Origin of the sequence: Lentzea sokolovensis (genome assembly GCF_033949975.1) — a bacterium.
Taxonomy (GTDB): domain Bacteria; phylum Actinomycetota; class Actinomycetes; order Mycobacteriales; family Pseudonocardiaceae; genus Lentzea; species Lentzea sokolovensis.
In genome coordinates this window covers 180,952-205,128 of sequence record NZ_JAXAVU010000018.1, presented here as the reverse complement: position 1 = coordinate 205,128, position 24,177 = coordinate 180,952, and the positions used below count along the sequence as shown (strand labels likewise).

The 24,177-nt window shown below is 69.9% G+C and carries 24 protein-coding genes; 15 read left to right on the top strand and 9 right to left on the bottom strand.

What is annotated here, in order from left to right; all coding sequences use genetic code 11:
* The first annotated feature begins 41 nt into the window (after positions 1 to 41).
* Genes SK854_RS46385 through SK854_RS46375 form a run of 3 tightly spaced genes read left to right on the top strand, consistent with a single transcriptional unit; the run spans position 42 to position 5,272 of the window.
* Positions 42 to 695: a GntR family transcriptional regulator gene (locus SK854_RS46385; RefSeq protein WP_319981591.1), complete on the top strand. Its 654-nt coding sequence runs from the start codon at positions 42 to 44 to the stop codon at positions 693 to 695.
* A 10-nt stretch (positions 696 to 705) separates the two neighbouring features.
* Positions 706 to 2,961: a helix-turn-helix domain-containing protein gene (locus SK854_RS46380; protein ID WP_319981590.1), complete on the top strand. Its 2,256-nt coding sequence runs from the start codon at positions 706 to 708 to the stop codon at positions 2,959 to 2,961.
* 4 nt (positions 2,962 to 2,965) lie between these two features.
* Entirely contained in the window at positions 2,966 to 5,272 is a 2,307-nt protein-coding gene (locus tag SK854_RS46375; RefSeq protein WP_319981589.1) for an ATP-binding protein, read from the top strand.
* Here SK854_RS46375 and SK854_RS46370 read toward each other — a convergent pair.
* Positions 5,264 to 5,647, bottom strand: coding sequence for an SsgA family sporulation/cell division regulator (locus SK854_RS46370; RefSeq protein ID WP_319981588.1), 384 nt, complete (start codon positions 5,645 to 5,647; stop codon positions 5,264 to 5,266). The two genes, SK854_RS46375 and SK854_RS46370, sit on opposite strands and share 9 nt — an antisense overlap.
* Positions 5,648 to 6,098: 451 nt before the next feature.
* Here SK854_RS46370 and SK854_RS46365 point away from each other — a divergent pair, with 451 nt between their 5' ends.
* Positions 6,099 to 7,817 (top strand): helix-turn-helix transcriptional regulator, encoded by a 1,719-nt coding sequence (locus SK854_RS46365; protein ID WP_319981587.1) that lies wholly within the window; start codon positions 6,099 to 6,101, stop codon positions 7,815 to 7,817.
* Here SK854_RS46365 and SK854_RS46360 read toward each other — a convergent pair.
* Genes SK854_RS46360 through SK854_RS46345 form a run of 4 tightly spaced genes read right to left on the bottom strand, consistent with a single transcriptional unit; the run spans position 7,814 to position 11,457 of the window.
* Positions 7,814 to 8,374, bottom strand: coding sequence for a helix-turn-helix transcriptional regulator (locus SK854_RS46360; protein WP_319981586.1), 561 nt, complete (start codon positions 8,372 to 8,374; stop codon positions 7,814 to 7,816). The genes SK854_RS46365 and SK854_RS46360 overlap by 4 nt on opposite strands.
* Positions 8,375 to 8,393: 19 nt before the next feature.
* Entirely contained in the window at positions 8,394 to 9,116 is a 723-nt protein-coding gene (locus SK854_RS46355) for a MaoC/PaaZ C-terminal domain-containing protein (protein WP_319981585.1), read from the bottom strand.
* Positions 9,117 to 9,131: 15 nt separating this feature from the next.
* Complete coding sequence (locus SK854_RS46350) at positions 9,132 to 10,301, bottom strand: acyl-CoA dehydrogenase family protein (RefSeq protein WP_319981584.1); 1,170 nt, start codon at positions 10,299 to 10,301, stop codon at positions 9,132 to 9,134.
* Between the two features lie 10 nt (positions 10,302 to 10,311).
* A complete protein-coding gene (locus SK854_RS46345) occupies positions 10,312 to 11,457 on the bottom strand; it encodes an acyl-CoA dehydrogenase family protein (RefSeq protein WP_319981583.1) in 1,146 nt (381 codons plus the stop codon).
* Between the two features lie 40 nt (positions 11,458 to 11,497).
* On the opposite strand from SK854_RS46345, the gene SK854_RS46340 reads away from it, so the two are divergent.
* The 7 genes from SK854_RS46340 (at position 11,498) to SK854_RS46310 (ending at position 16,507) form a co-directional block, all read left to right on the top strand.
* A complete protein-coding gene (locus SK854_RS46340; protein ID WP_093605222.1) occupies positions 11,498 to 12,097 on the top strand; it encodes a TetR/AcrR family transcriptional regulator in 600 nt (199 codons plus the stop codon).
* Positions 12,098 to 12,106: 9 nt separating this feature from the next.
* Positions 12,107 to 13,108, top strand: a complete 1,002-nt coding sequence (gene ligD, locus SK854_RS46335) for a non-homologous end-joining DNA ligase (RefSeq protein ID WP_319981582.1) — start codon at positions 12,107 to 12,109, stop codon at positions 13,106 to 13,108.
* Positions 13,105 to 13,926 carry an aminoglycoside phosphotransferase family protein gene (locus SK854_RS46330; protein WP_319981581.1) on the top strand — a complete coding sequence of 274 codons (822 nt, stop codon included), beginning with the start codon at positions 13,105 to 13,107 and terminating at the stop codon, positions 13,924 to 13,926. Before ligD ends, SK854_RS46330 begins: the two co-directional genes overlap by 4 nt.
* A 77-nt stretch (positions 13,927 to 14,003) precedes the next feature.
* Positions 14,004 to 14,213: a hypothetical protein gene (locus tag SK854_RS46325; protein WP_093605216.1), complete on the top strand. Its 210-nt coding sequence runs from the start codon at positions 14,004 to 14,006 to the stop codon at positions 14,211 to 14,213.
* A gap of 89 nt (positions 14,214 to 14,302) precedes the next feature.
* Positions 14,303 to 15,214 (top strand): DUF1996 domain-containing protein, encoded by a 912-nt coding sequence (locus tag SK854_RS46320; RefSeq protein WP_319981580.1) that lies wholly within the window; start codon positions 14,303 to 14,305, stop codon positions 15,212 to 15,214.
* Between the two features lie 90 nt (positions 15,215 to 15,304).
* Complete coding sequence (locus SK854_RS46315; RefSeq protein ID WP_319981579.1) at positions 15,305 to 15,994, top strand: DUF6319 family protein; 690 nt, start codon at positions 15,305 to 15,307, stop codon at positions 15,992 to 15,994.
* A 309-nt stretch (positions 15,995 to 16,303) separates the two neighbouring features.
* Positions 16,304 to 16,507: a hypothetical protein gene (locus tag SK854_RS46310; RefSeq protein WP_319981578.1), complete on the top strand. Its 204-nt coding sequence runs from the start codon at positions 16,304 to 16,306 to the stop codon at positions 16,505 to 16,507.
* Between the two features lie 7 nt (positions 16,508 to 16,514).
* Here SK854_RS46310 and SK854_RS46305 read toward each other — a convergent pair whose 3' ends face one another.
* Entirely contained in the window at positions 16,515 to 18,017 is a 1,503-nt protein-coding gene (locus tag SK854_RS46305; protein WP_319981577.1) for an alpha/beta hydrolase, read from the bottom strand.
* 113 nt (positions 18,018 to 18,130) lie between these two features.
* Here SK854_RS46305 and SK854_RS46300 point away from each other — a divergent pair, with 113 nt between their 5' ends.
* Entirely contained in the window at positions 18,131 to 19,000 is an 870-nt protein-coding gene (locus SK854_RS46300; RefSeq protein ID WP_319981576.1) for an EamA family transporter, read from the top strand.
* On the opposite strand, the gene SK854_RS46295 is transcribed toward SK854_RS46300, so the two are convergent.
* On the bottom strand, positions 18,997 to 20,058 hold the full coding sequence (locus SK854_RS46295) for an ATP-dependent DNA ligase (protein ID WP_319981575.1): 1,062 nt from the start codon (positions 20,056 to 20,058) through the stop codon (positions 18,997 to 18,999). The genes SK854_RS46300 and SK854_RS46295 overlap by 4 nt on opposite strands.
* A 17-nt stretch (positions 20,059 to 20,075) precedes the next feature.
* A complete protein-coding gene (locus tag SK854_RS46290; RefSeq protein ID WP_319981574.1) occupies positions 20,076 to 20,729 on the bottom strand; it encodes a dihydrofolate reductase family protein in 654 nt (217 codons plus the stop codon).
* A gap of 66 nt (positions 20,730 to 20,795) precedes the next feature.
* Here SK854_RS46290 and zapE point away from each other — a divergent pair, with 66 nt between their 5' ends.
* The 3 genes from zapE (at position 20,796) to SK854_RS46275 (ending at position 23,749) form a co-directional block, all read left to right on the top strand.
* Positions 20,796 to 21,788 (top strand): cell division protein ZapE, encoded by a 993-nt coding sequence (zapE, locus tag SK854_RS46285; protein WP_319981573.1) that lies wholly within the window; start codon positions 20,796 to 20,798, stop codon positions 21,786 to 21,788.
* Positions 21,789 to 21,861: 73 nt separating this feature from the next.
* Positions 21,862 to 22,107 carry a DUF3040 domain-containing protein gene (locus tag SK854_RS46280; RefSeq protein WP_319981572.1) on the top strand — a complete coding sequence of 82 codons (246 nt, stop codon included), beginning with the start codon at positions 21,862 to 21,864 and terminating at the stop codon, positions 22,105 to 22,107.
* A 46-nt stretch (positions 22,108 to 22,153) separates the two neighbouring features.
* A complete protein-coding gene (locus SK854_RS46275; protein ID WP_319981571.1) occupies positions 22,154 to 23,749 on the top strand; it encodes an ABC-F family ATP-binding cassette domain-containing protein in 1,596 nt (531 codons plus the stop codon).
* Here the strand turns inward: SK854_RS46275 and SK854_RS46270 are convergent.
* Complete coding sequence (locus SK854_RS46270; protein ID WP_319981570.1) at positions 23,746 to 24,150, bottom strand: GNAT family N-acetyltransferase; 405 nt, start codon at positions 24,148 to 24,150, stop codon at positions 23,746 to 23,748. The genes SK854_RS46275 and SK854_RS46270 overlap by 4 nt on opposite strands.
* Positions 24,151 to 24,177: the final 27 nt, after the last annotated feature.

Genomic DNA, 24,177 nt, shown 5'->3' with positions numbered 1-24,177 from the left:
AGCGGGAGGACGGCCGGTGCCGTCCAGATCAGGAGACGAAGGTGACACCCCCGACGCCCCTGCACCTCAGTCTGGCCGGACAGGCCGTGGACGTGCTGCGAGAGCAGGTGCTCACCGGGGAGATCCCTCCCGGCTCGCGGGTCAACGAGGTCGAGGTGGCGCAGAAGCTCGGCATCAGCCGCGGGCCGTTGCGCGAGGCGATCCGGCACCTGGCCTCCGAGGGACTGCTGACGCTGGTCCCGCACCGGGGCGCGTTCGTGCCCGACGCGACTCTTGAGGACGTCAGGGCGTTGTTCGAGCTGCGCACCGCGCTGGAGTGCGCGGCGGCGGAACTGGCGGCGTCGCGCCGGACCGATGTCGATCTCGTGCGGCTGCAGGAGGTCTGCGCGGAGAGCCGGCGCAACTACAAGGCCGGGCAGCCGTTCCCCTACCGGCTGGACCTCGCGTTCCACCAGACGTTGCTGCACGCCGCGCGCAGCCCGTACATCTCCGAGCAGGTCCGGCTCGTGCAGCAGCGCGTGGTGTTGCTGCGCAGTGCGCTGGCGGACGATCCGCCGCATCAGCACGCGTCGATGGACGACCACGACGAACTCGTGCGGGCGATCGCGGACGGCGACGCGGCCAAGGCGTCGACGGTGATGCGCAGGCACCTCTCTCGGGTGTGTGCGCAGATGCTGACGAGTTTGACCCACTAACTTCAGTTGCATGACGTTCGGCGCCCGGCTCGTGCAGCACCGCAAGAACGCCGGGCTCAGTCAGGAAGAGCTCAGCGAGCGGTCCGGTGTCAGCGTCCGCGCCATCAGCGACATGGAACGCGGCCGCGCCCGTTCCCCGCAGCGCCGCACGACCGAGGCGCTCCTCGACGCGCTGGACCTCGGCGAGGCCGACCGCGCCGAACTGCGCCGCCTCGCCAGGACCGGCCGGGTCGCGCTGAGCAGCCCGGTGTGGTCACTGCCGATGTACGTCGCGGACCTCGTCGGCCGGGACGCCGAGCTCGACGCCATCGCGAACAAGCCCAACGGACTCGTGGTCGTCCACGGCGCCGCGGGAACCGGTAAGACCAGCCTCGCGGTGAGGGCCGCCCATCTGCTGGAGAGCCGCTTTCCGGACGGTCAGCTGCTCATCGACCTGGAGGGCTCCGCACAGCCGCTCCAACGGTTGCTCAAAGACCTCGGAGTGCCCGCCGAACACGTGCCCGAGGACGTGAACGGCCAGACGCGGCTCTACCGGTCGTTGCTCGCGGACAAGCGCCTTCTGCTCGTGCTCGACGGTGCGCGCACCGAGGAGGAGATCCGCACTCTCCGAGCCGATCCGGGTTGTCTCACGATCGTCACGTCCCGGCGCAGGCTCGCCGGGCTGGCGGATGCCACCTGGATCCGGCTCGGCGGGCTCACCGAGCCGTGCGCCCTCGAGTTGCTCGCGTCGATCATCGGGGCGCATCGCGTCGAGGCCGACCGCGAGACCGCACGGAAACTCGTCCGGCTGTGCGGGATGTCGCCGCTCGCGCTCAGGATCGCGGGCAACCGGCTGGCCAGCCGTCCGCGCTGGCCCCTCGGCCATCTCGTGGAGCAGATCGAGGAACGCCGGCTGGCCGCGCTCACCGCGGGCGATCTGGACGTGCGTGGCGCGTTCGAGGTGTCGCTGGCTCACCTGCCCGAGACCGCGCGGCTGGTGTTCCGGCGGCTCGGACTGCTCGTCGGCACCCACGTCACCCCGGCGCTCGCGGCCGAGCTGACCGGCCTCTCCGTCGCCGAGGCCGAACAGGCGCTGGAGGAACTCACCGACGTCAGCCTGCTCGACCCCGACGGCCACGGCTACGCGATCCACGGCCTCGTCCGGGCGTTCGCCACCGGCCTGATCGACGGCGCCGACGACGCTGCGGACCGCAGGATGCTCGCCTGGCTGCTGGAGACCACCGTGGCCGCCGGAGTCCTCTTCGGACAGACAGGCGACGCGCGGCGGGTGAGTCCGCGAGGCAGGACTTTCCCCGACGTGGCAACGGGAAGGCGCTGGCTGGACGAGCACCGCGACCTGCTGCCCGAGATCGTCGAACGGGCGCAGGCCAGGGACCTGCACGACGAGGTGGCCCGCGCGGTGATCGCACTCTCGCACTACGCGGCCATCGAACCGGGCCTCGTCTGGGAACGCGTCTACCGCCTCGCCCTCGCCTCCGCCCGCGAGCCGTGGCAGGAGATCGTCGTGCGCGGCCAGCTCGGCTGGGTGCTGTTCGACGTCGCCGGCCGGTCAGGTCCCGCTTTGGAGGTGCTGACCCACGCTGCCCGCGTCGCCGAGGAGTCGGGGGAGACCGGGCACCTCGGCTGGGTGTGGCTGATCGCGTCGGCCGCGCACAGCGGGCTCGGCCACTTCGACGAGGCCGAACGCGTGTGCCTCAAAGCGATCGACTCGATGCACGAGCCCATGGACGAGCACTACGCACGGTCCGTGCTGGGCGTGCTGTGGCGGTCGATGAACCGTCCCATCGCCGCCGTGACCGCCCACGAAGAAGTAGCGAAGGAACAACGCGCTTACGCCAACACCATCTACGAACTCTCCGCGCTGGGTCGCACGCTCGGATGGCTCGGCCTCGCGCTGATAGACGTCGACAGGCCTGATGACGCTGTTGCGGCACTGACCGAGGCCGAGGACGTCTACAGGCGCGCGCAGATGGCGTCCTGGCTCGCCCGGACGTTGTGGCACCGCGCCCTCGCCCACCGCGCGGCGGGCCGGCTCACCGAGTCCGACGAGGACCTCGGCCAGGCGCTCGCCGGGTTCCGCGCGATCGGCGACGGACTCGGGGAGATCGAGATCCTGCGGGTGCTCGCCGACAACGCCGAGTCACGGGGTGACCACAGCGCGTATCAACATCATCTGCGAGACTCGCTCGCGGCGTGTGAACGGTGGGACACCGACGCCACGCGCGAGATCGCCGCCGAGGTGCGGGAGTGCTTGTCCGGAGGGTGAGGGGATGCGGGCGACCACCTTCAGCGAGTTCCTGCGGTTCTACCGGCGACGGGCGGCCCTCACCCAGGAGAACCTCGCCGCACGCGCCGGTCTGGGCGTGCGCACGCTGAGCGATCTCGAACGCGGCCGCGTGCACACCCCGCAGGCCCAGACCGTCGACCTGCTGGTGACCGGGCTCGGCCTGGACGGTGCCGAGGCTGAGGAGTTCGTGGCGCTCGCACGGTCGTCGGAGACCGTGCGACCACGTCCTGAACGCACCGACTGCGCGCCACCTCCCGCGGAACCGCTCATCGGCCGTGAAGCAGAGCAGCAGCAGTTGGCGGAATGCATCAGCCGTGCGGCCGCGTCGTCCGCGCTGGACGTCGTTGTCGTGCACGGACCTCCTGGCGTGGGGAAGACCTCTCTCGCGGTCGACGCGGCGCACCGGTTCGCCGGCCGGTTCACCGACGGCTGTCTGCATCTCGACCTGCGCGGCATGGACACGTCCCCGTTGTCGGCGGAACGAGCGATCGCGCGGCTGCTGCGGGCGTTCGGCGTGCCGGACGCCAAGATGCCGTCCGATCCGAACGACGGCCTCCGCCTCTACCGGTCGATGCTGCGCGAACGGACCGTGCTGCTCGTGCTCGACAACGCCGCGAACGAGGCCCAGATCCGGCCGTTGCTCGCCGCCAGCCCCGGTTCGCTCGTGGTCGTGACCAGCCGCAACGTCCTGGCAGGCCTGAACAGCCGCTCGCGCGTCGAGCTCGGCCCGTTGCGGCACGACGGCGCCGTCGCGTTGCTCGCCGCGACCGCCGGTACCGATCGGACCGCCGCAGATCCCGAGTCGGCGGACCGGGTCGCGACGCTGTGCGGCGGTGTTCCGCTGGCGCTCGCCATCGCGGGCCGCACCACGTCGTCGTTGCGGCACCTCGCCGAGCAGCTCTCCGACGAACGCGCTCGGCTCGACGTGCTCGCGACCGGCGACGTGCAGGTCCGCACCGCGTTCGAACTGTCCTACCGGCTGCTCGCGCCCGAGACCGCGACGCTGTTCCGCAGGCTCGCGCTGATCCCCGGCCCGGACACGTCCGTCGCGCTCGCCGCGGTGGCCGCCGGGATGGACGACGCCGAGACGGTGCTGGAGGAGCTCGTCGACGCGAGCCTGCTCCGGCCGGACGTTCCCGGCCGTTACTCGTTCCACGACCTGATCCGCGACTACGCGCGCGAACGCCTGCACAGCGACGAAACCGACGTGGAGACGCACCGCCTGCGCACGCGCGACTGGCTGCTGACCACCGCGACCCGATGCGCGTCGGCGTTCCTGCCCGGCCAGGGTGCGTCGGACCTGGTCAGCGCGGGCCGCTGGTTGTCGGACGAGCTGGCGAACTGGCGTGGCGCGTTCCGGCAGGCCGTCGCCGACGGCGCCCACGAGCAGGTGCTGGCGCTGGCGACGGCGATGCACTGGTACTCCGACCATCGCGGCACGGGCGAGCTGTGGCTGGAGATCTACACGGCGGGCGTCGCCGCGGCGGGGGAACTGGGCGAGCGGGAGCGGCAGGCGCAACAGCTCAACTTCGTCTGCTGGGTCTACGTCGCGCGCCACACCAACATCCCGCTGGCCCTGCGGTGGCACGAGGAGGCGTCGCGGGTCGCGCGGGAGTGCGGCTCGGTGCAGGAGACGGCCTGGGCGCACTACTACCGGTCGGCCGTCGAGACCCGCCTCGGTGACCACGAGGCCGGAGTGACGCACGCCCGGCTGGCCGCGGAACTGTTCCGGGAGGCCGGTCAGCCGATGAACGTGGTGCTCGCGTTGTCCTACTCCGGTGTTCTGCTGCAACGGCTGGGTCGCTTCGCCGAGGCGGTCGAGACGCACCGGGCGTGCGTCGAGGAGGAACGCGCGTTGCGCGGCAACGAGCGTGGTGTGGCCCTGGAGAACGCCGCCCAGCTGGTGCTGCGCCTGGCGGACGCGCTGGTCGCGGCGGGCGATCACGCGGAGGCGCTCGGGGTGGTGGCGCTGGCCGAGCAACTGACCGGGCGGGGAGCGGCGAACCTGGTGTCGATGGCCCGGCACACGCGCGGTCATGCCCTGGCCGCCGCCGGACGGCTTTCCGAGGCGCGGGACCAACTGGCCGGGGCCGTGGAGGCGCTGTCCGATCCGGAACTCAGGGTGTCCGTGCTGATGGAGCTCGCCGGGCTCTGCGACCGCATGGACGACCGCGACGCGGCGATCCGGCACCGGGTGCGCGCGCTGGCCGAGTGCGAGGGCTACGAGTCGCCCGGCATGACCAGGCTGCAGCACGACGTGGCGGACGCGCTGGGCATCAAGTCAGCGTAGGACGGTGCTCAGGAACGCGTCGGCGTCGAACCGCTCGGACCCCGCCGGCACGAGCCGCCAGGTGGCGTCGAGGAACCTCCGCAGGGTGCCCGCGGGCACCCGGAACACCGTCATGTGCCGGTCCGAGACCAGCTCCAGCACCAGCACGCGGCTCGAGTGCGGCCGCAACCGCACGTCGCCATCGCCCGCTCTCCTGCTCACGCCCTCGGCGAGCAGGTCTCTGCCCATGACCCAGGTGGCGACGGAGCCGCCGGAGCGGAACTTCATCGTGACCGCGAAGGGGTCTTCCGACCGGTAGAGCAGCTCGGTCTCGACCGGGGCGGTGGAACCGTTCGGCCGGACGAAGTCGAAGACGGTGCGTGACGCGACCCGCATCGGGACTCCCTGAAGTGTTCGCCATGGGTACTTAAGACATCACGTAATGGGAACCGAATTGGTTCATCGTGTCCTGTTGCCATTACCAATTGATTGGTTGAATGGTTTTCGCGTTCTCCGCCGGCGCGTCGGCCGGGGATGCTGTGCGAAGGGGCAGACCTGCGGAAGTTCTGCCGGTGCTTCTGCATGGTCCTGCCGCGGCCCTCGCGATTTGCTGGCTGACATGGTTGCCCCACTTCGCCCCGGCCTCGTCGGCGCCGCCGTGCACCAGGCGGGTGGCCTGCTCGTGGGCCGTGAGCGGGAGATCGCCCTGTTGACGGACGCGTTGAGCGGTGGCGCCCGATCGTGCGTTGTGCATGGTGCAACTGGTATGGGCAAAAGTGCATTGTTGTCCGTTGCGTCGTCAATCGCGTTGCGCAGCGGGTTGCGGCCGGTTCGCGGATTGCGGGGGTTGAGCGGAGTCGACAGCCACACGGTGCTGGTGGTGGACGACGTCGAGCGGCTCAGCGTGGAAGAGGCCGACCGGCTGGCGCGTTTCCGGGGCGCGGTGCTGCTCGCGGGTGACTGCGATCCGGACGATTTGTCGGTTTTCGACGCCGTGCGGGTGCCGTTGCGACCGATCGGCGCCGAGGCCGTGGCGGAACTGATCCGGCGGCGGTTCGACATCGACGTCTCGCCGGAACTGGCCGCGTTGTGCCTGGAGTACTGCGGTGGCGCGCCAGGAGTGCTGAGTGACGTGTTAGAGGTTGTAACGGACGTTTCAGTCTCTGCGTTGCGCGTCATGCTCCCTGTTTTGCGAGTGCCACGGCTGTTGCGAGCCGTGCGCCGCGGCCGGCAGGTGCTGGACGCCGACGCGGTGGCGGTCGCGCGAGCGCTTGCGGTGCTCGGGAGCACGTCGCTGGACGTGCTGTGCGAGGTCGCCGGAATGGGGTCGTTCCGCACGCTCGCCGCGTTCGAACGGCTTGTCGACGCGCGCCTGGCCGTCGACGAGCCGATGCGCGTCCAGACGCCCGCGCTGAGTCATGCGATCCGGCACGAGATGGTGCCCGAGGAGCGCGAACGCCTGCACCTCGCGGCCGCTCAGGTCCTGCAACGGCGGTGTGACTCACCGGTCGTCGTCGCCGAGCACGTGGTGGCGTGCGCGGAACCCGTGGGGGCCGGGTGGACGGCACCGGTGCTGCACGGCGCGGCGCGACTGCATCGGGCGGCGGGACGACCGGAGCAGGCAGCGAGGTGTCTGCGCGCGGCACTGCGCGAACCGTTGACCGGCGAGGTCGCGGCGGACGTGGCCGTGGCGATGGCGGATCTTCACCTGCGTTGCGGGATCGCGCCCCGGGCCGACGAACTCGCCCGGCAGCGGGTCGCCGCCGGGGACTGGTTCGACGCGGTGGTGCTCGACTGGCAGTGCGACGAGGACCTGCTCGGCGGCGACCCGGTCGTGCCGGAAGATCCCGAACAGGCGCTGCGCGATCTTCCGGAGAGCGGGCCGCTCGTGGTTCCGTCGCTCGCTCTCGCCGGACTTGGCTTGCTGCGACGAGGTTCCGAACAGGTGGTGCTGGACCTCGCGCCACAACTGCGGGTTCGGCTCGTCGGCGCGGAGCGGGACTGGCTGACGGCGCTGGAGATGTGGGCGCACCGAGCCAACGGCGATCACGCCGAGGTCTCCCGGCTGATGCGCGACCTCGGTCAGGCGTCCCCGTTGCGCGGCTGTGTGGCGTTGGGTGCGGCAGCGTTCGTGGCGTCCTGTGTGGACGCCGGACGTCCGGGTGAGGCGCGGGAGATGTTGGTGCGGCTCGGTTACACGGGAGCGTTGCCACCGGCCTGGGCGTGCGTCTTGCTGCTGCGCGAGCGCGCCCGCATGCACCTCGCTCTCGGAGCCGCACGGCCCGCCCTGGCCGACGCCGAACGCGCGGGAGCCACCGAGCTGGCGGACCGAGCACGGGCGGCGTTGGCGGAACCGAGGCACCGACCGGCACGCGGGGCGGCGTGGGACAAGCTGACGCCACACGAGTCCCGAATCGTCTTGCTGGCACTGGAAGGGGAGACGAATCGGGCGATCGCCGCGCGGTTCGGCGTCACGCAACGGGCGGTCGAGCTGCACCTGACCCGCGTCTACCGCAAGGTCGGGATCAGCAGGCGAGTGCAGCTCTCCGCCGTCTTTCCCGCCTAGAGGAGGCCGGACCGCAGCGCCCACGCCACCGCGTGCACCCGGTTGCGCAGCCCGAACCGTTCGAGCAACTGGTGCAGTGCGTACTTCACGGTCCGCTCCGAGCAGAACAGCCGCGCGGCGACCTCCGCGATCGTCGCGCCGTCCGCCAGCAGCTTGAGCAGTTGCAGGTCGCGGTCGTTCAGCACCGGGGAGCGGTCCTGCACGGCCTGGCCGCCGACGAGCATTTTGACGAGGCGTTCGGCGTTGACGTCGGCTCGCCGCAACGGAAGCGCCAGCCCGGCCTGGGCCGCGATCGACGGTGTGAGGTCGTGCACGCGGGCCGCGATCACCACGATCCTGGCGGAACCGCAGGCCCGCAGCCGTGCGGCCTGCTGCGCGCACAGCTCGTTCACCAGGGCCAGCAGCACATGCGCGTCCGAACGGTCTTGCACCACGCGCACCCGCGGTGTGGTCTTCAGCAGGTGCGTCACGCCGGCCGCGCTGATCAGGTCACGGGACTCCACCGCCACGCGCACCGGTTCGATTCCGGAGTCCACGGTCGCCAGGGCACTACTCATGACACGATCGTGCGAGGTTTCAGCGGCCGTCCACTTCGGAAAACCGAACCGATCCGACGAGAACCTGCTGATCTTTCGCGAACGTGCGGAACTCGCCGGTCGGCCAGCGCTCGATCCGGAGCTCGTCGCCGGGCGTCACGGGCGCGGTGAACCGGGCGTGCAACTCGGTGAAGTCCAGGCCGCTCACGGTGATTCCGAGCGTGCACAGGCCGTGCAGGACGGGTTTCGCGAACCCCGCCCGCCGCGCGAACTCGGGGTCGTAATGCATCGGGTTCACGTCGCCGGTCTCGCGGTAGCGCAGCGCCTGGTCTTCCGTGGTCTGGAAGAAGCTGATCTCGTGGCGCTTCTCGGGGACGGTGAACTCGCGCGTCTCACCACGCTCGCCGCCGAAACCGCCTTCGCCCTTGATGAAGCACGACGACCGCGTTGTCGCGTACTCGGACTCCCACGTGCTGACGACGAGAGCGCCCGATCCCTTGTCGTAGATGTTCGTGACGGTCTTGGTGACGACCGTCGAGCCTTGCGTTGGCAGCTTGCCGTGCAGCCACAACGACTGTTCGGCGTGCAGGACCCGGGTCATGTCGGCGCCGGTCAGGCCGAGCTGTGGGCCGCCGTGCTGCAGCAACGGGATCGCGAACGCGGGGGAGTGGCCACCGGTCGCCGCCGCGTACACCTCGGCGTCGCCGGCCGACCAGGTGCGGACCTGTCGTTCGACGACGCCGAGGATGTCTCGTTGAAGCATTACCCCAAGATAGAGCTAGCCGAGCGTGCCCCGGATGTTGGCGTGGCCCTTGAGCAGGTTGCGGGCGATCGTGCGGCGCTGGATCTCGTCGGTGCCCTCGTAGATGCGCAGCAGCCGCAGTTCGCGGTACCAGCGCTCGATCGGCAGTTCACGGGTGTAGCCCATGCCGCCGTGGATCTGCAGGACGCGGTCGACGATCTCGTTGGCCTTGATGCCGCCGTAGAGCTTCGCGATCGACTGCGCCTGCCGCGAGTCCTGCTTCTGGTCGACGAGCCAGGCGGCGTGCAGCACGAGCCAGCGCAGCGCCTCGATCTCGACCGCGGAGTCGGCGATCATCCACTGGATGGCCTGGTACTCGGCGATGGGCTGGCCGAACGTGACGCGGTTCTTGGCCTGGTCGATCGCCATCTCGACCAGCCGCTCGACGCTGCCGAGCGCGCGGGCGGGCAGCAGGTAGCGGCCCTGGCCGATCCACTGCATCGCGAGGTGGAAGCCCTTGCCCTCCTCGCCGAGGATGTTCTCGTGCGGCACGCGGACGTTGTCGAACACCAGCGCCGCCGGACCCCACTGGCCCATCGTCGGGATGGGTTCGGACTTCCAGCCCATGTCGCGGTCGACGAGGAAGCACGTGACGCCGCCGTCGGCGCCCTTCTCCTTGTCCGTCACCGCGAACACCATCACGAAGTCGGCCTCGTTGCCCTGCGTGATGAACGTCTTCTCGCCGTTGATGACCCACTCGTCGCCGTCCCTGACGGCGGACGTGCGGATGGCCTTGGCGTCACTGCCGGCGCCGGGCTCGGTGATCGCGAAGCACGAGACGCGTTCGCCGGAGATCGTCGGCAGCAGGTAGCGCTGCTTCTGCTCCTCGTTGCCGTGGAACAGGATGTTGTCCGCGTACCCACCGAAGCGGAACGGGACGAAGCTGCGGCCCAGTTCGGCTTCGAGGAGTGCGGTCATCACCGCGCCGAGGCCCATGCCGCCGTACTCCTGAGGCGTGAGGACACCGAAGAACCCGGCCTGCTTGGCCTTGTCCTGCAGCGCCTTGAGCTCCTCCTTCGGCAGACCCGGCTGGCCCGCGCGTTCGCGGCGCAGCACCTCGGGCTCCAGCGGGATGATCTCCTTGCGCACGAAGGTCCGCACCCAGTCGCGGATCTCCTTCTGCTCCTCGTCGAGCGTGAAGTCCATGGTTTTCCTTTCAGACGAACGCGTTGATGCCGGTCAGCGCCCGGCCGATGAGCAGTTTCTGGATCTGGCTGGTGCCCTCGTAGAGGGTGGTGACACGGGTGTCCCGCAGGTACTTGCCCACCGGGTACTCGTCGATGTAGCCGTAGCCGCCGAAGACCTGGATGGCGTTGTTGGCGACCCTGACCGCGGCTTCGCTGGCGTAGAGCTTCGCCATGCTCGCCTCGGTGCCGAACGGTTCGCCCCGGTCGGCCAGGTCGGCGACGCGCCACGTCAGGAGCCGGGCGGCGTCGGTCTCCACGGCCATGTCCGCGAGCAGTTCCTGGACGAGCTGGAAGCCCGCGATGGGCTTGCCGAACTGCTCGCGCTCCTGGGCGTACTTGAGCGCGGCTTCGAGGGCACCTCGCGCGGCGCCGACGCAGCCCGCCGCGACGGACATGCGGCCCTTGTCGAGCGAGCCCATCGCGAGCTTGAAGCCCTCTTGGCTGAGCAGGGCGTCGTCGGGCACCTCGACGTCGTCGAGGGTGATCTCGGCGGTGGCCTGGCCTCGCATGCCGAGCTTGCCCTTGATCTCGGTGGCGTTGAAGCCCGCGGTGTCCGTGGGGACCAGGAACGCGCTGATGCCCTTCGGGCCAGGGCCTCCGGTGCGGGCGAACACGAGCGCGACGTCGGCCCAGGTGCCGTTGGTGATGAAGACCTTGCGGCCGTTGATCCGGTAGCCGTTCTCCGTCTTCGTGGCTTTGGTCGTCAGACTGCCCGCGTCGCTGCCGGTGCCGGGTTCGGTGAGGGCGAAGCAGCCGAGTCGAGTGCCCGCGGTGAGGCCGGGCAGCCAGCGTTGTTTCTGCTCCTCCGTGCCGTGCTTGGCGATCGACTTCGCGACCAGCCCGAGCGAGACGGAGATGATCCCCCTGACCGCGCTGTCGCCGCGGGCGATCTCTTCGAGCACCAGGCAGTAGGCGAGGTTGTCGCCGCCGCTGCCGCCGTAGCGCTCGTCGATGCCGAGCCCGAGGAACCCGACCTCGCCGAGTGCCGGGACCAGGTCTCTGTCGATCGCCTCGTCGCGGTCCCAGCGCGTGGCGTGCGGGACGATGCGTTCGTCGGTGAACCGCCGGGCCAGCTCCCTGAGCTGCCGGTGTTCGTCCGAAAGCGTTAGATCCACAGGCCCTCCCGACTAACCGAACAGTGTTAGGTTAACTCACATGCCCCGGCCGAGCACCCCTCTGCTGAGCCCAGACCGCATCAGGTCGGTGGCTCTGGCCATCATCGACCGCGACGGACTCGACGGCCTGTCCATGCGCAAGCTCGCCGCCGAGCTGGGCGTGCAGGCCGCGTCGCTGTACGGGCACGTCCGCACGAAGGACCAGCTGCTGAACGACATCGCGTCGTCGATCCTGTCGACGGTCGACGTCTCGGGTTTCGAGGTCGACTGGCGCGAAGGCCTGATCCGATGCGCGCGCTCGTACCGTGCGGCTTTGTCGTCGCACCCGAACATCGTGCCGTTCCTCGCCTACGGCCCGGCCGGTCGTGAGGAGTCGCTCCAACGCCTCGACCTGCTGCACGGCGCGTTGGTCGACGCCGGCTGGTCGCGCCGCGAGGCCACGATGATCGCCGCGGGCCTGATGTACATCGTGTTCGGCTCCGCGCTGAGCTCGTTCTCCAGCGGCTTCTCCGCCGACCCCGCCGACTACACCGACCGCTATCCCCACCTCGACCGCGCCCACCTGCTGCCGGGCGTCGCGCGAGAACTCGACCGCGACAGCTTCGAGCTGGCGCTCGCGGCGTTCGTGCGCGGCCTTTAGTGTTCTGGCGTGGCTTCCAAGGCGATCGAGCTCGAGGTCGGTGACCAGCTGGTGCGGGTGTCCAACCCGGACAAGCCGTACTTCCCCGCGCGGGGCATCACCAAGCGGCAGGTGGTCGAGTACTACCGCACCGTCGCACCCGTGCTGCTGTCGGTGCTGCGCGACCGCCCGGTGGTCCTGAAGCGCTACGTCGACGGCGTCGAGGGCGAGGCGTTCTACCAGAAGCGCGTGCCCAAGGGCGCTCCCGACTACGTCGAGACCGTGCAGGTGAAGTTCCCGTCCGGCCGTCCGGCCGACGAGATCTGCCCGACCTCGGAAGCCGTGATCGTCTGGGCCGCGAACCTCGGCACGTTCGACTTCCACCCGTGGCCGGTGCGGCGTTCCGACGTCGACCACCCGGACGAGCTGCGCATCGACCTGGACCCGCAGCCGGGCACCGACTTCTCCGACGCGGCCCGCGTCGCGCTGGTGCTGCGCGAGGTGCTCGCCGACGCCGGCCTGACCGGCTACCCGAAGACCTCCGGCGGCCGCGGCATCCACGTCGCCGTGCGGATCCGGCCGGAGTGGGATTTCATCGACGTCCGGCACGCCGTGATCGCCCTGGCGCGCGAGGTGGAGAAGCGGGCACCGAAGCTGGCGACTTCGGCCTGGTGGAAGGAAGAACGCGGTGAGCGCGTCTTCATCGACTTCAACCAGGCCGCCCGCGACCGCACGATCGCCTCGGCCTGGTCGGTGCGCGGCACACCTCGTGCGACCGTGTCCACACCTGTGCTGTGGGACGAATTGTCCACTGTGGACCCTGATGACTTCGACGTGCTGACCGTGCCGAAGTACCTGGAGGAGCGGGGAGATCTCCACGCCTCGCTGGACTCGGAGGCGTTCGGGATCGAGACGCTGCTGGAGTGGTACGCGGCCGATCCGCGCGGCGAGATGCCCTATCCGCCGGACTACCCGAAGATGCCGGGCGAGCCGATGCGCGTGCAGCCGTCCCGCGCCCGCAAGCCGGAATGACGATCGATCCTTCCGGTCGGGACGCCGAGTCGTACCGCGACCGCCTGGGTCTGCGCGGCGACGTGGTGCGGTTCGAGGAGGGCTCGCTGCCCGTCTTCGCCATCGGCGACGAGTTGGTGCTGAAGCTGTTCCCACCGGAGTACCACGGCGAGGTGCCGACCGAGGTCGCGGTGATGGAGGCGTTGCACGGCAAACTGCCCGTGCCGACGCCGCGGCTGCACGCCACGGGCTTGCTCGACGACTGGGCCTACGTGCTGATGTCGCGCCTGCGCGGCGAGGAACCCGAGGTACCGGACGTCGAGGTCAGCGCGCGGGTCGGGGAGATGCTCAGGGCGCTGCACGCCGTCGAGCCGCCCGCGACGCTGGGGCCGGGGGACTGGGCGGCGTTCGTTGCTGGACAGCGCAAGGGTTGTGTTGAGCAGCAACGGAAGCGTGGGCTCGGTGAGCGGTGGCTGGAGCGGATTCCGGGGTTCCTCGACGGCGTGGATCTCGGCGCCGAACGCCCGGTGCTGCTGCACACCGAGGTGATGAGCGCGCACCTGTTGCGGCGGAACGGGAAGCTGTCCGGGCTGTTCGACTTCGAGCCGGCGATGCGCGGGGCGTTCGAGTACGAGTTCGTCAGCGTTGGCATCTTCGTGACAAAGGGCGATCGGGAGTGCTGGAAGGCGTTGGTGGACGCGTACGGGCGTGTGCCGGAGCCGCGGCGCGTGATGGCTTACGCGCTGTTGCACGTCTACTCCAACATGCCCTGGTACATGCGTGAGATGCCCGAGGGGGATTCGTTCGACGAACTCGCCGCACGGTGGTTCGGTGCGTGAGTGCGCCAACCGGCTGTATTGGGAACGGATCTAGTCGGCGACCTCGTAGAATGGACGAAACGCGAGAGGAGGTCGTGATGTCCCAGCCTTATGTCGTGCGGTACGTCGGCGGTCCCCTCGACGGCAGGGTCGACTCGCTGCCGTCCACGCCGGAGGACCCGAAGCAGACCGTGACGTACGTGCACCTGCACGGCGGTCCCAAGATCGTGCACGTCTACGACCTCGAGTACGCGGTCGAGTACGGATGTGAGTACCGGTTGCGCGCCGGTGAGGGCGACGAAGCCTGAGCAAGCCTCACGTGGACATGTAGAGGCATCTGGGTTTACCGTCTCGTCATGAGAGCGCTCTCACACACTGTGGTGCGAGAGGAGATTCCATGCACGTGCGGATTCGAGGAGCGATCGGCGTCGCGGCGGTGGCGATGGCGGTCGTGGCGGCGGGCTTCGTGGTGGGGCAACCGGTCTCCCACGCGGGGCACGGCTACCTGTACAGCGCCGAGCAGGCGCGGGCGATGGTGCAGCAGCAGGCGGTGGCCGGGTCCGAGTTCCGGGTGACCTGCGCGTCGAGCCATCGTCGTCAAGATGACCCGATCGTGTTCCAGAACCAGTCCGGCGTCTCACACATGCACGAGTTCTTCGGCAACCGGACGACGGACGCGTTCTCGACGCTGACGTCGTTGCGTGCGGGGACGACGAACTGCGACCCGATCTCGGACAAGTCGGCGTACTGGGTGCCGACGCTGTACAAGAACGGTCAGCCGGTCGCGCCCGAGAGCGTGACCATCTACTACCAGGGCATTCACGACCACACGCGGGCGGTCGCGCCTCCCCAGGGGCTGCGGTACGTGGTGGGCAACGCGAAGGCCGCCTCGCCCACCGAGAACCCGGCGGCGCGGTGGTCGTGCACCACGCAGTCGCCGTCGAACCGCGACTTCCTGAACTGCCCGCCCGGCACGAAGGTGGAGACCTACCTGGACTTCCCGACGTGCTGGAACGGCCGCGACCTCGACTCGGCGAACCACCGAGACCACATGGCGTTCGCGGCCGGGCTGGTCTGCCCGGCCTCGCACCCGGTGGTGGTGCCGCGGCTGGAGTTCCTGATCACCTATCCGGTGAACGGTGCCGGGTTGTCGTTGGGAGGCACGCTCAACGGTGCGAACGTCACGAGCGCGCCCGGCTACACGTTCCACGGCGACTTCATGAACGTGTGGGATCCCGTTGAACTGCAACGGCGTGTCTCCAACTGCATCAACGCCGGTCGTATCTGCGGAGTCGGCGGAAACCCTTAACGATCTTGCTGCCGACCCGGTGCTCAGAAATGTCAGGGGTGTAGGGCATGCTTTGGGCACAGGTGTTCGAATGGTTGGGGAGGCAGCGCGATGGCGAAGAAGAGCGGGCTGTCGGCGGAGGACGTCGACAGCCTGCGCTCGCAGTTGAACGAAGGCACCGTGCCGATGGTGTGGTTCACGGCGGCCGCGGTGGGCATGGAGGAGGGCAGGTCGGCGAAGCTGCTGGCCGTCACCGATCCTCCGGAGGGCGACTTCATCCAGGTCCGGCCCACGGGTTCGAAGGACGAGATGTCGTTCTCCCCGGCCGAGCTGACGCTGGAGAAGCCGCCGCCGCGCAAGAAGCCGGCGACCCCGCCCCCTGCGCCTCCGGAGCCGCCACGCCACACTGAGATCATTCACCCCTACGTCCCGGAGGCGCCGGTGAAACCCGCGGCCCCCAAGCCGAAACCCGCACCCGCTCCCGTCGAGCAGGCGCCCGCGAAGCCTGCCGCGCGCAAGCCGTCCGCGAAGAACGCCGTCCCCGAGGTCACCGTCACGCTGGTGTCGGTGGGCGAGGGCGAGTGGACCGTGGAGGTGCTGCAGGGCACCCGCAAGACGGTCCGTCCGACGCCGGTACCGCCCGCCTCCGTGGCCCAGGCCGCGAAGCTGCTCACGCCCGAGGTCGCCGAGATCGTCGAGGGCGTGCTGAACGCGGCGCGTGCTCAGCAGCTCGCCCGCGTGGAGCAACTGCGCGCCGAACTGGAGGCAGCCCAGAAGGCTCTGGACGACCTGGGCGCATAGCGCCATCACGGGCTGCGACTCCCCGGTGGTTGTCCCCACGCGTTCGGGTGAGAGGGGTTCCCAGGACTTGTACCGGGGCGGACCGTGGGATGCGCGGAGGTCCCGCGCAGGTCCGGCTTGGAGTACGGGGAGGCCCTGATGGGTACGTGTGGGTGCTGTTCCGGGTGCACGGGTCCCGGCTGCGGCTGCTGTTCGAGCTGCTGACACAAGATTCGGGCGGGGGAGCCTTCAGCGCGTCGTGGTCACGCGAAAGGCTCCCCGCGCCACGTCCGGGGTAACCCGAGGCACGGGTCCGCCGATGGGGACCGCATGACTCAGAAGATCGTTCACTGGAACACTCACGACTTCAACGGAACGCCCGGAGCTCCGGGCGTCATCGACCTCGATCCCGCGTCACTCGCGAGAACTCACCCGGCCATCGCGCAGGCGATCGGGCGAGGCAGGGTGACTTCACACGCCATCCAGTACTGGGGCCTCGGAGTTCTCATCACACTGGTCGTGGACGAGGACTGACACCCGATCAGGGCGGACAGACGGTCCCGTTCGACGGCACCTTCGCATCGATCAGGTAGTCCCGGACGGCCGTGGTCGCGCACCCCGACAGGGTCAGAGCGCCATGTCCGCTGCCCTGCCACCCGATCAACGACGACCCGGGCAACCGCTGCGCCGCGTGCTCGGTGCCCGGCGCGGGCGTGGAGAGGTCGTTGGCCGTGCTCAGGACCACGATCGGGGGCGCGCTCTTCAGGGCGTCGACCTTCTCGGCCTTGGGCGGCGGGAACGGGTTGCAGTGCAGCAGCTGGCGGGCGAACAGGGCGCCGAACATCGCGTGCTTCGACTGCCAGTCGGCCGTGAGGGCCTTCACGCGGTCCGGCGGGATGCGCGTGGCGGTGTCGTTGCAGCCGATGATCAGGCCCGCGTCGAAGCGCGGCGGGTTCTCGTCCAGGTCGTTCACCAGCGGGTCGAGCAGGGCGAACAGGCCAGTGCTGTCGCCGGCGCGGGCCTTCACCAGCGCGTCGGCCAGAGCAGGCCACCGCCCGCGATCGGCCAGGCCCGCGGCGATCGCGTTCAGGGCCGAGCCCGGGGTCAGGTCGACGTAGTCGCCGCGCACGCGTCCGGAACGCAGCTGGGTCAGGAGCGCCTGCACGTCCTCGCGCGGGTTCGCGAGCGCGCAGCCGCGGGTCTTGCAGTCGCGGGCGAACGCGTCGAACGTCGCCTCGGCCGCGACGGCACGGGACTCGAGGACGCCCACCTGGTCGAGCGTCGGGTCCGGGGCGCCGTCGAGGACGGTGCGGCCGATGCGGTTCGGGTAGCGCTGGGCGTAGGTCGTGATGACACGCGAGCCCTCGCCTAGGCCGATGGCGTTGAGGCGGTCGGTGCCCAGGAAGTCGCGGAGGCGTTCGAGGTCGGCGGCGGCGCGCCACGAGTCGAACGCGGTCAGCCTGCCTTCCAGGTCGAGGACGCACTCCTGCGAGGCCTCGCCCGCGGCGACCACGAGGTTCGACTGCTCGGTCTCGGCCGGGTCGTACTCGACGAGCTGGGCGCGCGTGGCCTGCGGTACGCACGACATGCCGTCCGAACGGCCCGTGCCTCGCCGGTCCACGCCGATGATCGTGTACGTGCTGAGGATGTCCTTGGGCAACGCCGCCGCGAGCCGCGCGGCCTTCAGCGTGCCGGGCTCACCGCCGGGATCGTTGACGACGACCAGCGCGCTCTTGCCCGTGCCGACGCGCGTCAGCGCGATGCCGAGCTGACCGCGGCCGGGGCGTCCCGGCGGGTCGAGCACCGCGGGCATGCGCGCGCATTCGTAGGCCTGCTCGCCTTGGGGAGCGTCCGCGCCGAAGCGGTCTTTCATCTGCTCGTTGCACGGCGCCCACTGCAGCGAGTCCTTCTTGTACTCGCCGAGCGGGGGCACGGGCTGCGGCCCGGCGAGCGCGCTCTGGTCGACGGGCTGGTTCTCCTCGCCCTTGACCGCGATCACCGGCCGGCTGGAGGGACCCGCGCTGCACGCCGTCAGCACGCTCACTGCCAGTAGGGCCAAGGCAGCGCCACGCACAGATTCCCTCACTCTCGTTCACACTCCGGGAAGCTGAGCCTCGCACGGGGTAGGTAAATGCGAGGTGAGTCAGGATGGGGGACATGGATCACGCCGATCGGCTCCCCGTGGCTCGCCTCGTGGGCGGCATCCCGCCGACGGCGCTCGTGCTGCTGGGCATCGTCAGCGTGCAGGTCGGCGCGGCGTTCGCGAAGCAGCTCTTCACGGTCGCGGGCGCGGCGGGCATGGTCACGGTGCGGCTGCTCATGGCCGCACTGGTGCTGGTCCTGATCTGGCGTCCCTCACTCAGGCTCGACCGCAGAACGCTCGTCACGGTCGTCACCTACGGCGCCGTGCTCGCCGTGATGAACCTTTGCTTCTACGCGGCACTGGACCGCATCCCGCTCGGCGCGGCCGTCACGATCGAGTTCCTCGGGCCGCTCGCGGTGGCGGTCGCGGGCTCACGGCGCTGGCTCGACGGCGTGTGGGTGTTGTTGGCGGGCACGGGCATTGTGCTGCTCACGGGCGTGCAGGGCGGTCTGTTGTGGACGGGCGTGCTGTTCGCGTTGGCCGCGGGCGCGTGCTGGGCGGCGTACATCCTGGTGACGGCCAAGCTCGGCAGCCAGACGACCGACGGCAAGGGCCTCGCGCTCGCGATGGTGGTCGGCACGGTGATCGCGCTGCCGTTCGGCATCGGCTCGGCGGGCACCGCGATGCTCGACCCGATGGTGCTGGTGGTGGCGATCGTGGTCGCGCTGATGTCGTCGGTCGTCCCGTACTCGCTGGAGCTGGAGGCGTTGCGCCGCATGCCGCCGCGCGTGTTCGGGATTCTGATGTCGCTGGAACCGGCGGTGGCCGCGGTGGCCGGCCTGCTGCTGCTCGGAGAACACCTCGCACCGGCGCAGTGGATCGCCGTCGGCTGCGTCGTGATCGCGTCGGTCGGTGCGGCGAGATCGGCCGAGCCCGACGTCTAACGGGCCCGGAGCTCGCCCTTCAGCACCGACGCCACGTCGTAGCGGGCCGGGATCTCCAGCTGGTCGTAACGGCACGACAGCGGCTCGCGGTCCGGGCGCCACCGCGCGAACTGACCGTTGTGCCGCAGCCGCACGGGCTGCTCGCCCTCCGTCTGCGTGTAGTGGATCTCCAGCACCCGCTCGGGCCGCAGCGCCACGTACTCGGCCTGCTTGCCGCGCCACCGGTTGATCTCGCCGGGGATCCGCTGGCCGGGAACGGGATTCGCCCACGGGTGGTCTCCCGAGGTGATCAACGGCGCCAGCTCGACGGCCAGCTCACGGCGTTCGGCCGCCTTGAACGAACCGCAGACGCCGATGTGGTGCAGCAGGTCGTTCGAGTCGTAGACGCCGAGCAGCAACGAGCCGACCGCCGTGCCGGGCTCGGTGTCCTTGTGCCAGCGCAGGCCCGCGAGCACGACGTCGGCGGTGCGCGCGTGCTTCACCTTGATCATCGAACGCTTGCCCGGCGTGTACGGGCCGTCCGACGGCTTGCCCATCACGCCGTCCAGCCCCGCGCCCTCGAACAGCGTGAACCACTGCCGCGCCGTCTCGACGGACGTGGTCGCGGGCGTCACGTTCAACCCCGGCAGCGTCAGCAACGCCTCGCGCCGCGCGATCGTCGGCTGCTCCAGCAGCACCTCGGACCCCAGCGCCAGCAGGTCGAACGCGACGAACGTGGCCGGCGTCGCCTCCGACAGCATCGTCACCCGCGAGGCCGCCGGGTGGATGCGCTCGGACAACGCGTCGAAGTCCAGCTCGTCGTTCTTCGCGACCACCAGTTCGCCGTCGACGACCACCTTGTCGGGCAGCACGTCGAGCATCGAGGCGACGACCTCGGGGAAGTAGCGGTTGAGCGGCTTCCCGCTGCGCGACTGCAGCAGCACCTCGTCGCCGGAGCGGAACACCACGCAGCGGAACCCGTCCCACTTCGGCTCGAAGAACAGGTTCGCGTCGTCCGGGATCCCGTCCACCGCGGTGGCGAGCATCGGCTGCAGAGGTGGCGTCAGCGGTAGGTCCACGGGCACATCCTGCCTCTTCAGGTGGAATTCCGCCGCTGATACCGCAGCAACAGGACGTCGTCCGCGCGCAACACCGACGCCAGCGCGAGATCCACGGGCGGGATGACCGCACCGTGCGCGATCCGCGACGAGTCACCCACCGCGAGCACCGGCGCCACGGTCAGGTTCAGCGCGTCCACCAGCCCTTCGGCCACCATCGACCCGAACAGCCGCGGGCCGCCTTCGAGGTTGATCCGGTGCAGCCCCCGTGCCGCGAGTTCGGCGACCGCGACCGACAGGTCGACCTCGGTGTCGCCGGCGATGATCACCTCGGCGGGCAGCGCCGGCATGCGCGCGGCCTCGGTGGTGATCACGATCGGCGGCACGGCGGTGTCGGTGAACAGCGGCAGGTCCGGCGTCAGAGATCCTCGCGTGGTCACGACCGCGATCGGCAACGGCCTGGCGCGCTTCGCACCCCGGTACCCCTCGATCAACACCGTCGCCGCACCCACCATCACGACGTCGGCGAGCTCGCGCCCGAGCAGGTAGATCTTCCGGTCCGCGGGCGACCCCAGCCCCGCCGAACGCCCGTCGACCGACACCGCACCGTCCACGCTGGACACGAAGTTCGCGGTGACCCACGTCCGATCGGCGGGATAGGCGTACAGCGACTCGAGGGCTGTGTCGGTCATCTCAACGCCCGGTGAGGGCCACAACATCTCCACCTGGCCATCCCATCACGCCGATAAGCTGCGGGCATGCGCTTGTCCGACCGGGATCCCCAGATCAGTCCCGACGAACTGATCGAGAACCTGGTGCCGCCGCCGATGTTCGACTCGGTCAGCTTCGACACCTACATCCCCAACCCGGACGAGCCCTCGCAGGCCGCCGCGGTCGAGGCGGGCCGCCGGTTCGCCGCGCGGGTCAGCGTCCGCCGCAAGAAGTGGTCGCTGTTCGGTTCCCGCGACGAAGAGGCGGGCAAGCTCGGCCTCTACCTCGACGGCGGCTTCGGCGTCGGCAAGACCCACCTGCTCGCCTCGCTCTGGCACGCCGTGCCGGGCCCGAAGGCGTACGGCACGTTCGTCGAGCTGACCAACATGGTCGGCGTCCTGACGTTCCCCGAGGCGGTCCGGCGCCTGAGCGGCCACAAGCTGCTCGCCATCGACGAGTTCGAGCTCGACGACCCCGGCGACACCATGCTCGTCACGCGCCTGATCAAGGAACTGATCGCGGCCGGCGTGCACGTCGCCGCCACCTCGAACACACTGCCGGACAAGCTCGGCGAGGGGCGGTTCGCCGCCGCCGACTTCCTGCGCGAGATCCAGTCGATGTCCTCGAAGTTCGACGTGGTCCGCGTCGACGGCCCCGACTACCGCCACCGCGGCCTGCCCGACGCCCCCACACCGATGTCGGACACCGAACTGACTGTTAGAGCCTCTAACACCGCAGGCTCGACCCTCGACGACTTCGACGACCTGTGCAAGGCGCTCGCCCGCATCCACCCGTCGAAGTACGGCAGGCTGCTCGACGGCGTCACCGCCGTGCACCTCAAGGACGTCAAGCCGGCGCCCGACCAGAGCGTCGGGCTGAGGCTCGTGGCGTTCGGCGACCGGCTCTACGACCGCGACATCCCGGTGGCGGTGTCGGGGCAGCCGCTGTCGGAGCTGTTCACCGAGGAGATGCTGCGCGGCGGCTACCGCAAGAAGTACCTGCGGGCTGTCAGCCGATTGGTCGCGTTGTCTCGGGTTTGACTCCGGCGGCGTTCGAGTATCCACTGGGTGACGAGCGGGAATGATGACGTCCCGACGTCTTCCGGAGGCACCCATGCTGAGTGAAGCCGAACGCCGCTCGCTCGAAGAGATCGAGCAGCGGTTGCTCGCGGACGAGCCCAGACTCGCCCGCACCATGAACCGCCAGGTCCGGCCCTGGCTGTTCTACTCCCTCCTGGTCGTCTTCGGTGGCCTCACGGTGCTGCTGACGGTGATCGGCGCGTTCGGCCCCGCCTTCCAGTGCCTGCTGGTCACAGCCGGTGTTCTGGTGCTTCGCAAGTACCCGCTTCGCCTCCGGTAGCGGAAACTCGCTGGCGCCGGAACAGCACAACCCGGACCATCTCCGCGTGGGTTATCTGGAAGCGAACGGGCTCGCGTACGCCTTGCCTGATGGCAGGGAGCTGTTCCGCGACGTCTCGTTCAAGGTGAGCGGCGGGACCGTGGTCGCGCTCGTCGGCGCCAACGGTGCCGGCAAGACGACGCTGCAACGGATCCTGTCGGGTGAGCTCATCCCGAAGCAGGGCAGCGTGCACGTGCAGGGCGGGCTCGCGGTGATGCCGCAGTTCATCGGCTCGGTCCGCGACGACAGCCTGGTGCGGGACCTGTTGCTGTCCGTGGCGCCCGTGGCGTTGCGGAAGGCCGCCGAGGAGCTCGACGACGCCGAGCTCGCGCTGATGGACGTCGACGACGAAGCCGCCCAGATGCGGTATGCGAACGCCCTCACCAACTACGGCGAGGCCGGCGGGTACGACATCGAGGTCCTCTGGGACACGGTCACCGTCGCCGCGCTCGGCCTGCCCTACGACCGGGCCCGGTTCCGCGAGGTGCGCACGTTGTCCGGCGGTGAGCAGAAGCGGCTGGTCCTCGAAACGTTGTTGCGCGGCCACGAGCAGGTGCTGCTGCTCGACGAGCCCGACAACTACCTCGACGTTCCCGGCAAGCGCTGGCTCGAAGACCGGCTGAAGGCCACCGACAAGGCCGTTCTCGTCGTCAGCCACGACCGTGAGCTGCTGTCCACTGCCGCGACGCACGTGGTCACGGTCGAGGCGCATTCCACGTGGACGCACGCGGGCTCGTTCGGGACGTGGCACGCCGCCCGAGCGAAACGCATCGACAGGCTGCTGGAAGATCACCGGCGCTGGAACGAGGAGCACGAGCGGCTCAAGGACCTCGTCCGCACGCTCCAGCAGCTGGCCAAGTCCTCCGAGGTGATGGCTCAGAAGTATCGGGTCATGGCCGCGCGCCTCGAACGGTACGAGCAGGCGGGCCCGCCGCCGGAGATCCCTCAGGACGAGAAGGTCACGCCGAGGCTCAAGGGTGGCCGGACGGGCGTCCGCGCGATCACGTGCGAGCAGCTGGAGCTGACCGGGCTGATGAGGCCGTTCTCGCAGGAGATCTTCTTCGGCGACCGGGTGGCGGTGCTGGGCTCGAACGGCTCCGGCAAGAGCCACTTCCTGCGGCTGCTCGGCGGGGACGACGTCCGCACGACCGGCAAGTGGAAGCTCGGCGCACGGGTCGTGGCGGGGCTGTTCGCGCAGACGCACGAGCACCCGGAGTGGCTCGGCCGCACGCTCGTGGACATCCTCTGGCACGGCGAGGGCCAGCGGCGCGGCAAGGACCGTGGCGCCGCGATGTCGGTGCTGCAGCGCTACGGCCTGCACCAGGCAGGCGACCAGCGGTTCGAGAACCTGTCCGGCGGGCAGCAGGCGCGGTTCCAGATCCTGCTGCTGGAGCTGTCCGGGGCGACGTTGCTGCTGCTCGACGAGCCGACGGACAACCTCGACCTCGCGTCGGCGGAGGCGTTGCAGAACGCGCTGAACGACTTCGAAGGCACCGTCGTCGCCGTGACTCACGACCGGTGGTTCGCCAAGTCGTTCGACCGGTTCCTGCACTTCCGGGCGGACGGCAAGGTGTCCGAAGTGGACGAGCCGGTCTGGAGCTAGAGCTCCCAGGAGACGAAGGCGCCGTCGTCGATCGACCCGCCCGCCTTCTTGTACGTGGCCTGCGCCGCCGTGTCACCCGCGGCGGTGCCGGTCCACATCGCGTAGCAACCCCGTTCCACCGCAAGGGCTTTCAGCGCCTCGACGAGCGCCGTGCCGATGCCGCGGCGCAGGAACGAGTCGTCCACGCCCAGCTCGTAGAGGAACATCTCGGTGCCCTTGTCCGGGTGCGTCGTCTCCACCCCGGACACGAACCCGGCCGGCTGGTCGCCGACGTAGGCGATCAGCAGATGGCTGTGATCCTGCGCCAGGAACCGAGCGGTCGCGTCCGGCCGTGGTGGCGCGTCGAACAGGTGCGCGGCGGCGAACACGTCGTCGGGGGAGGCGGCGCGACGGATCTTCATACCGCCAGGCTAGGTCAACTCTCGGGC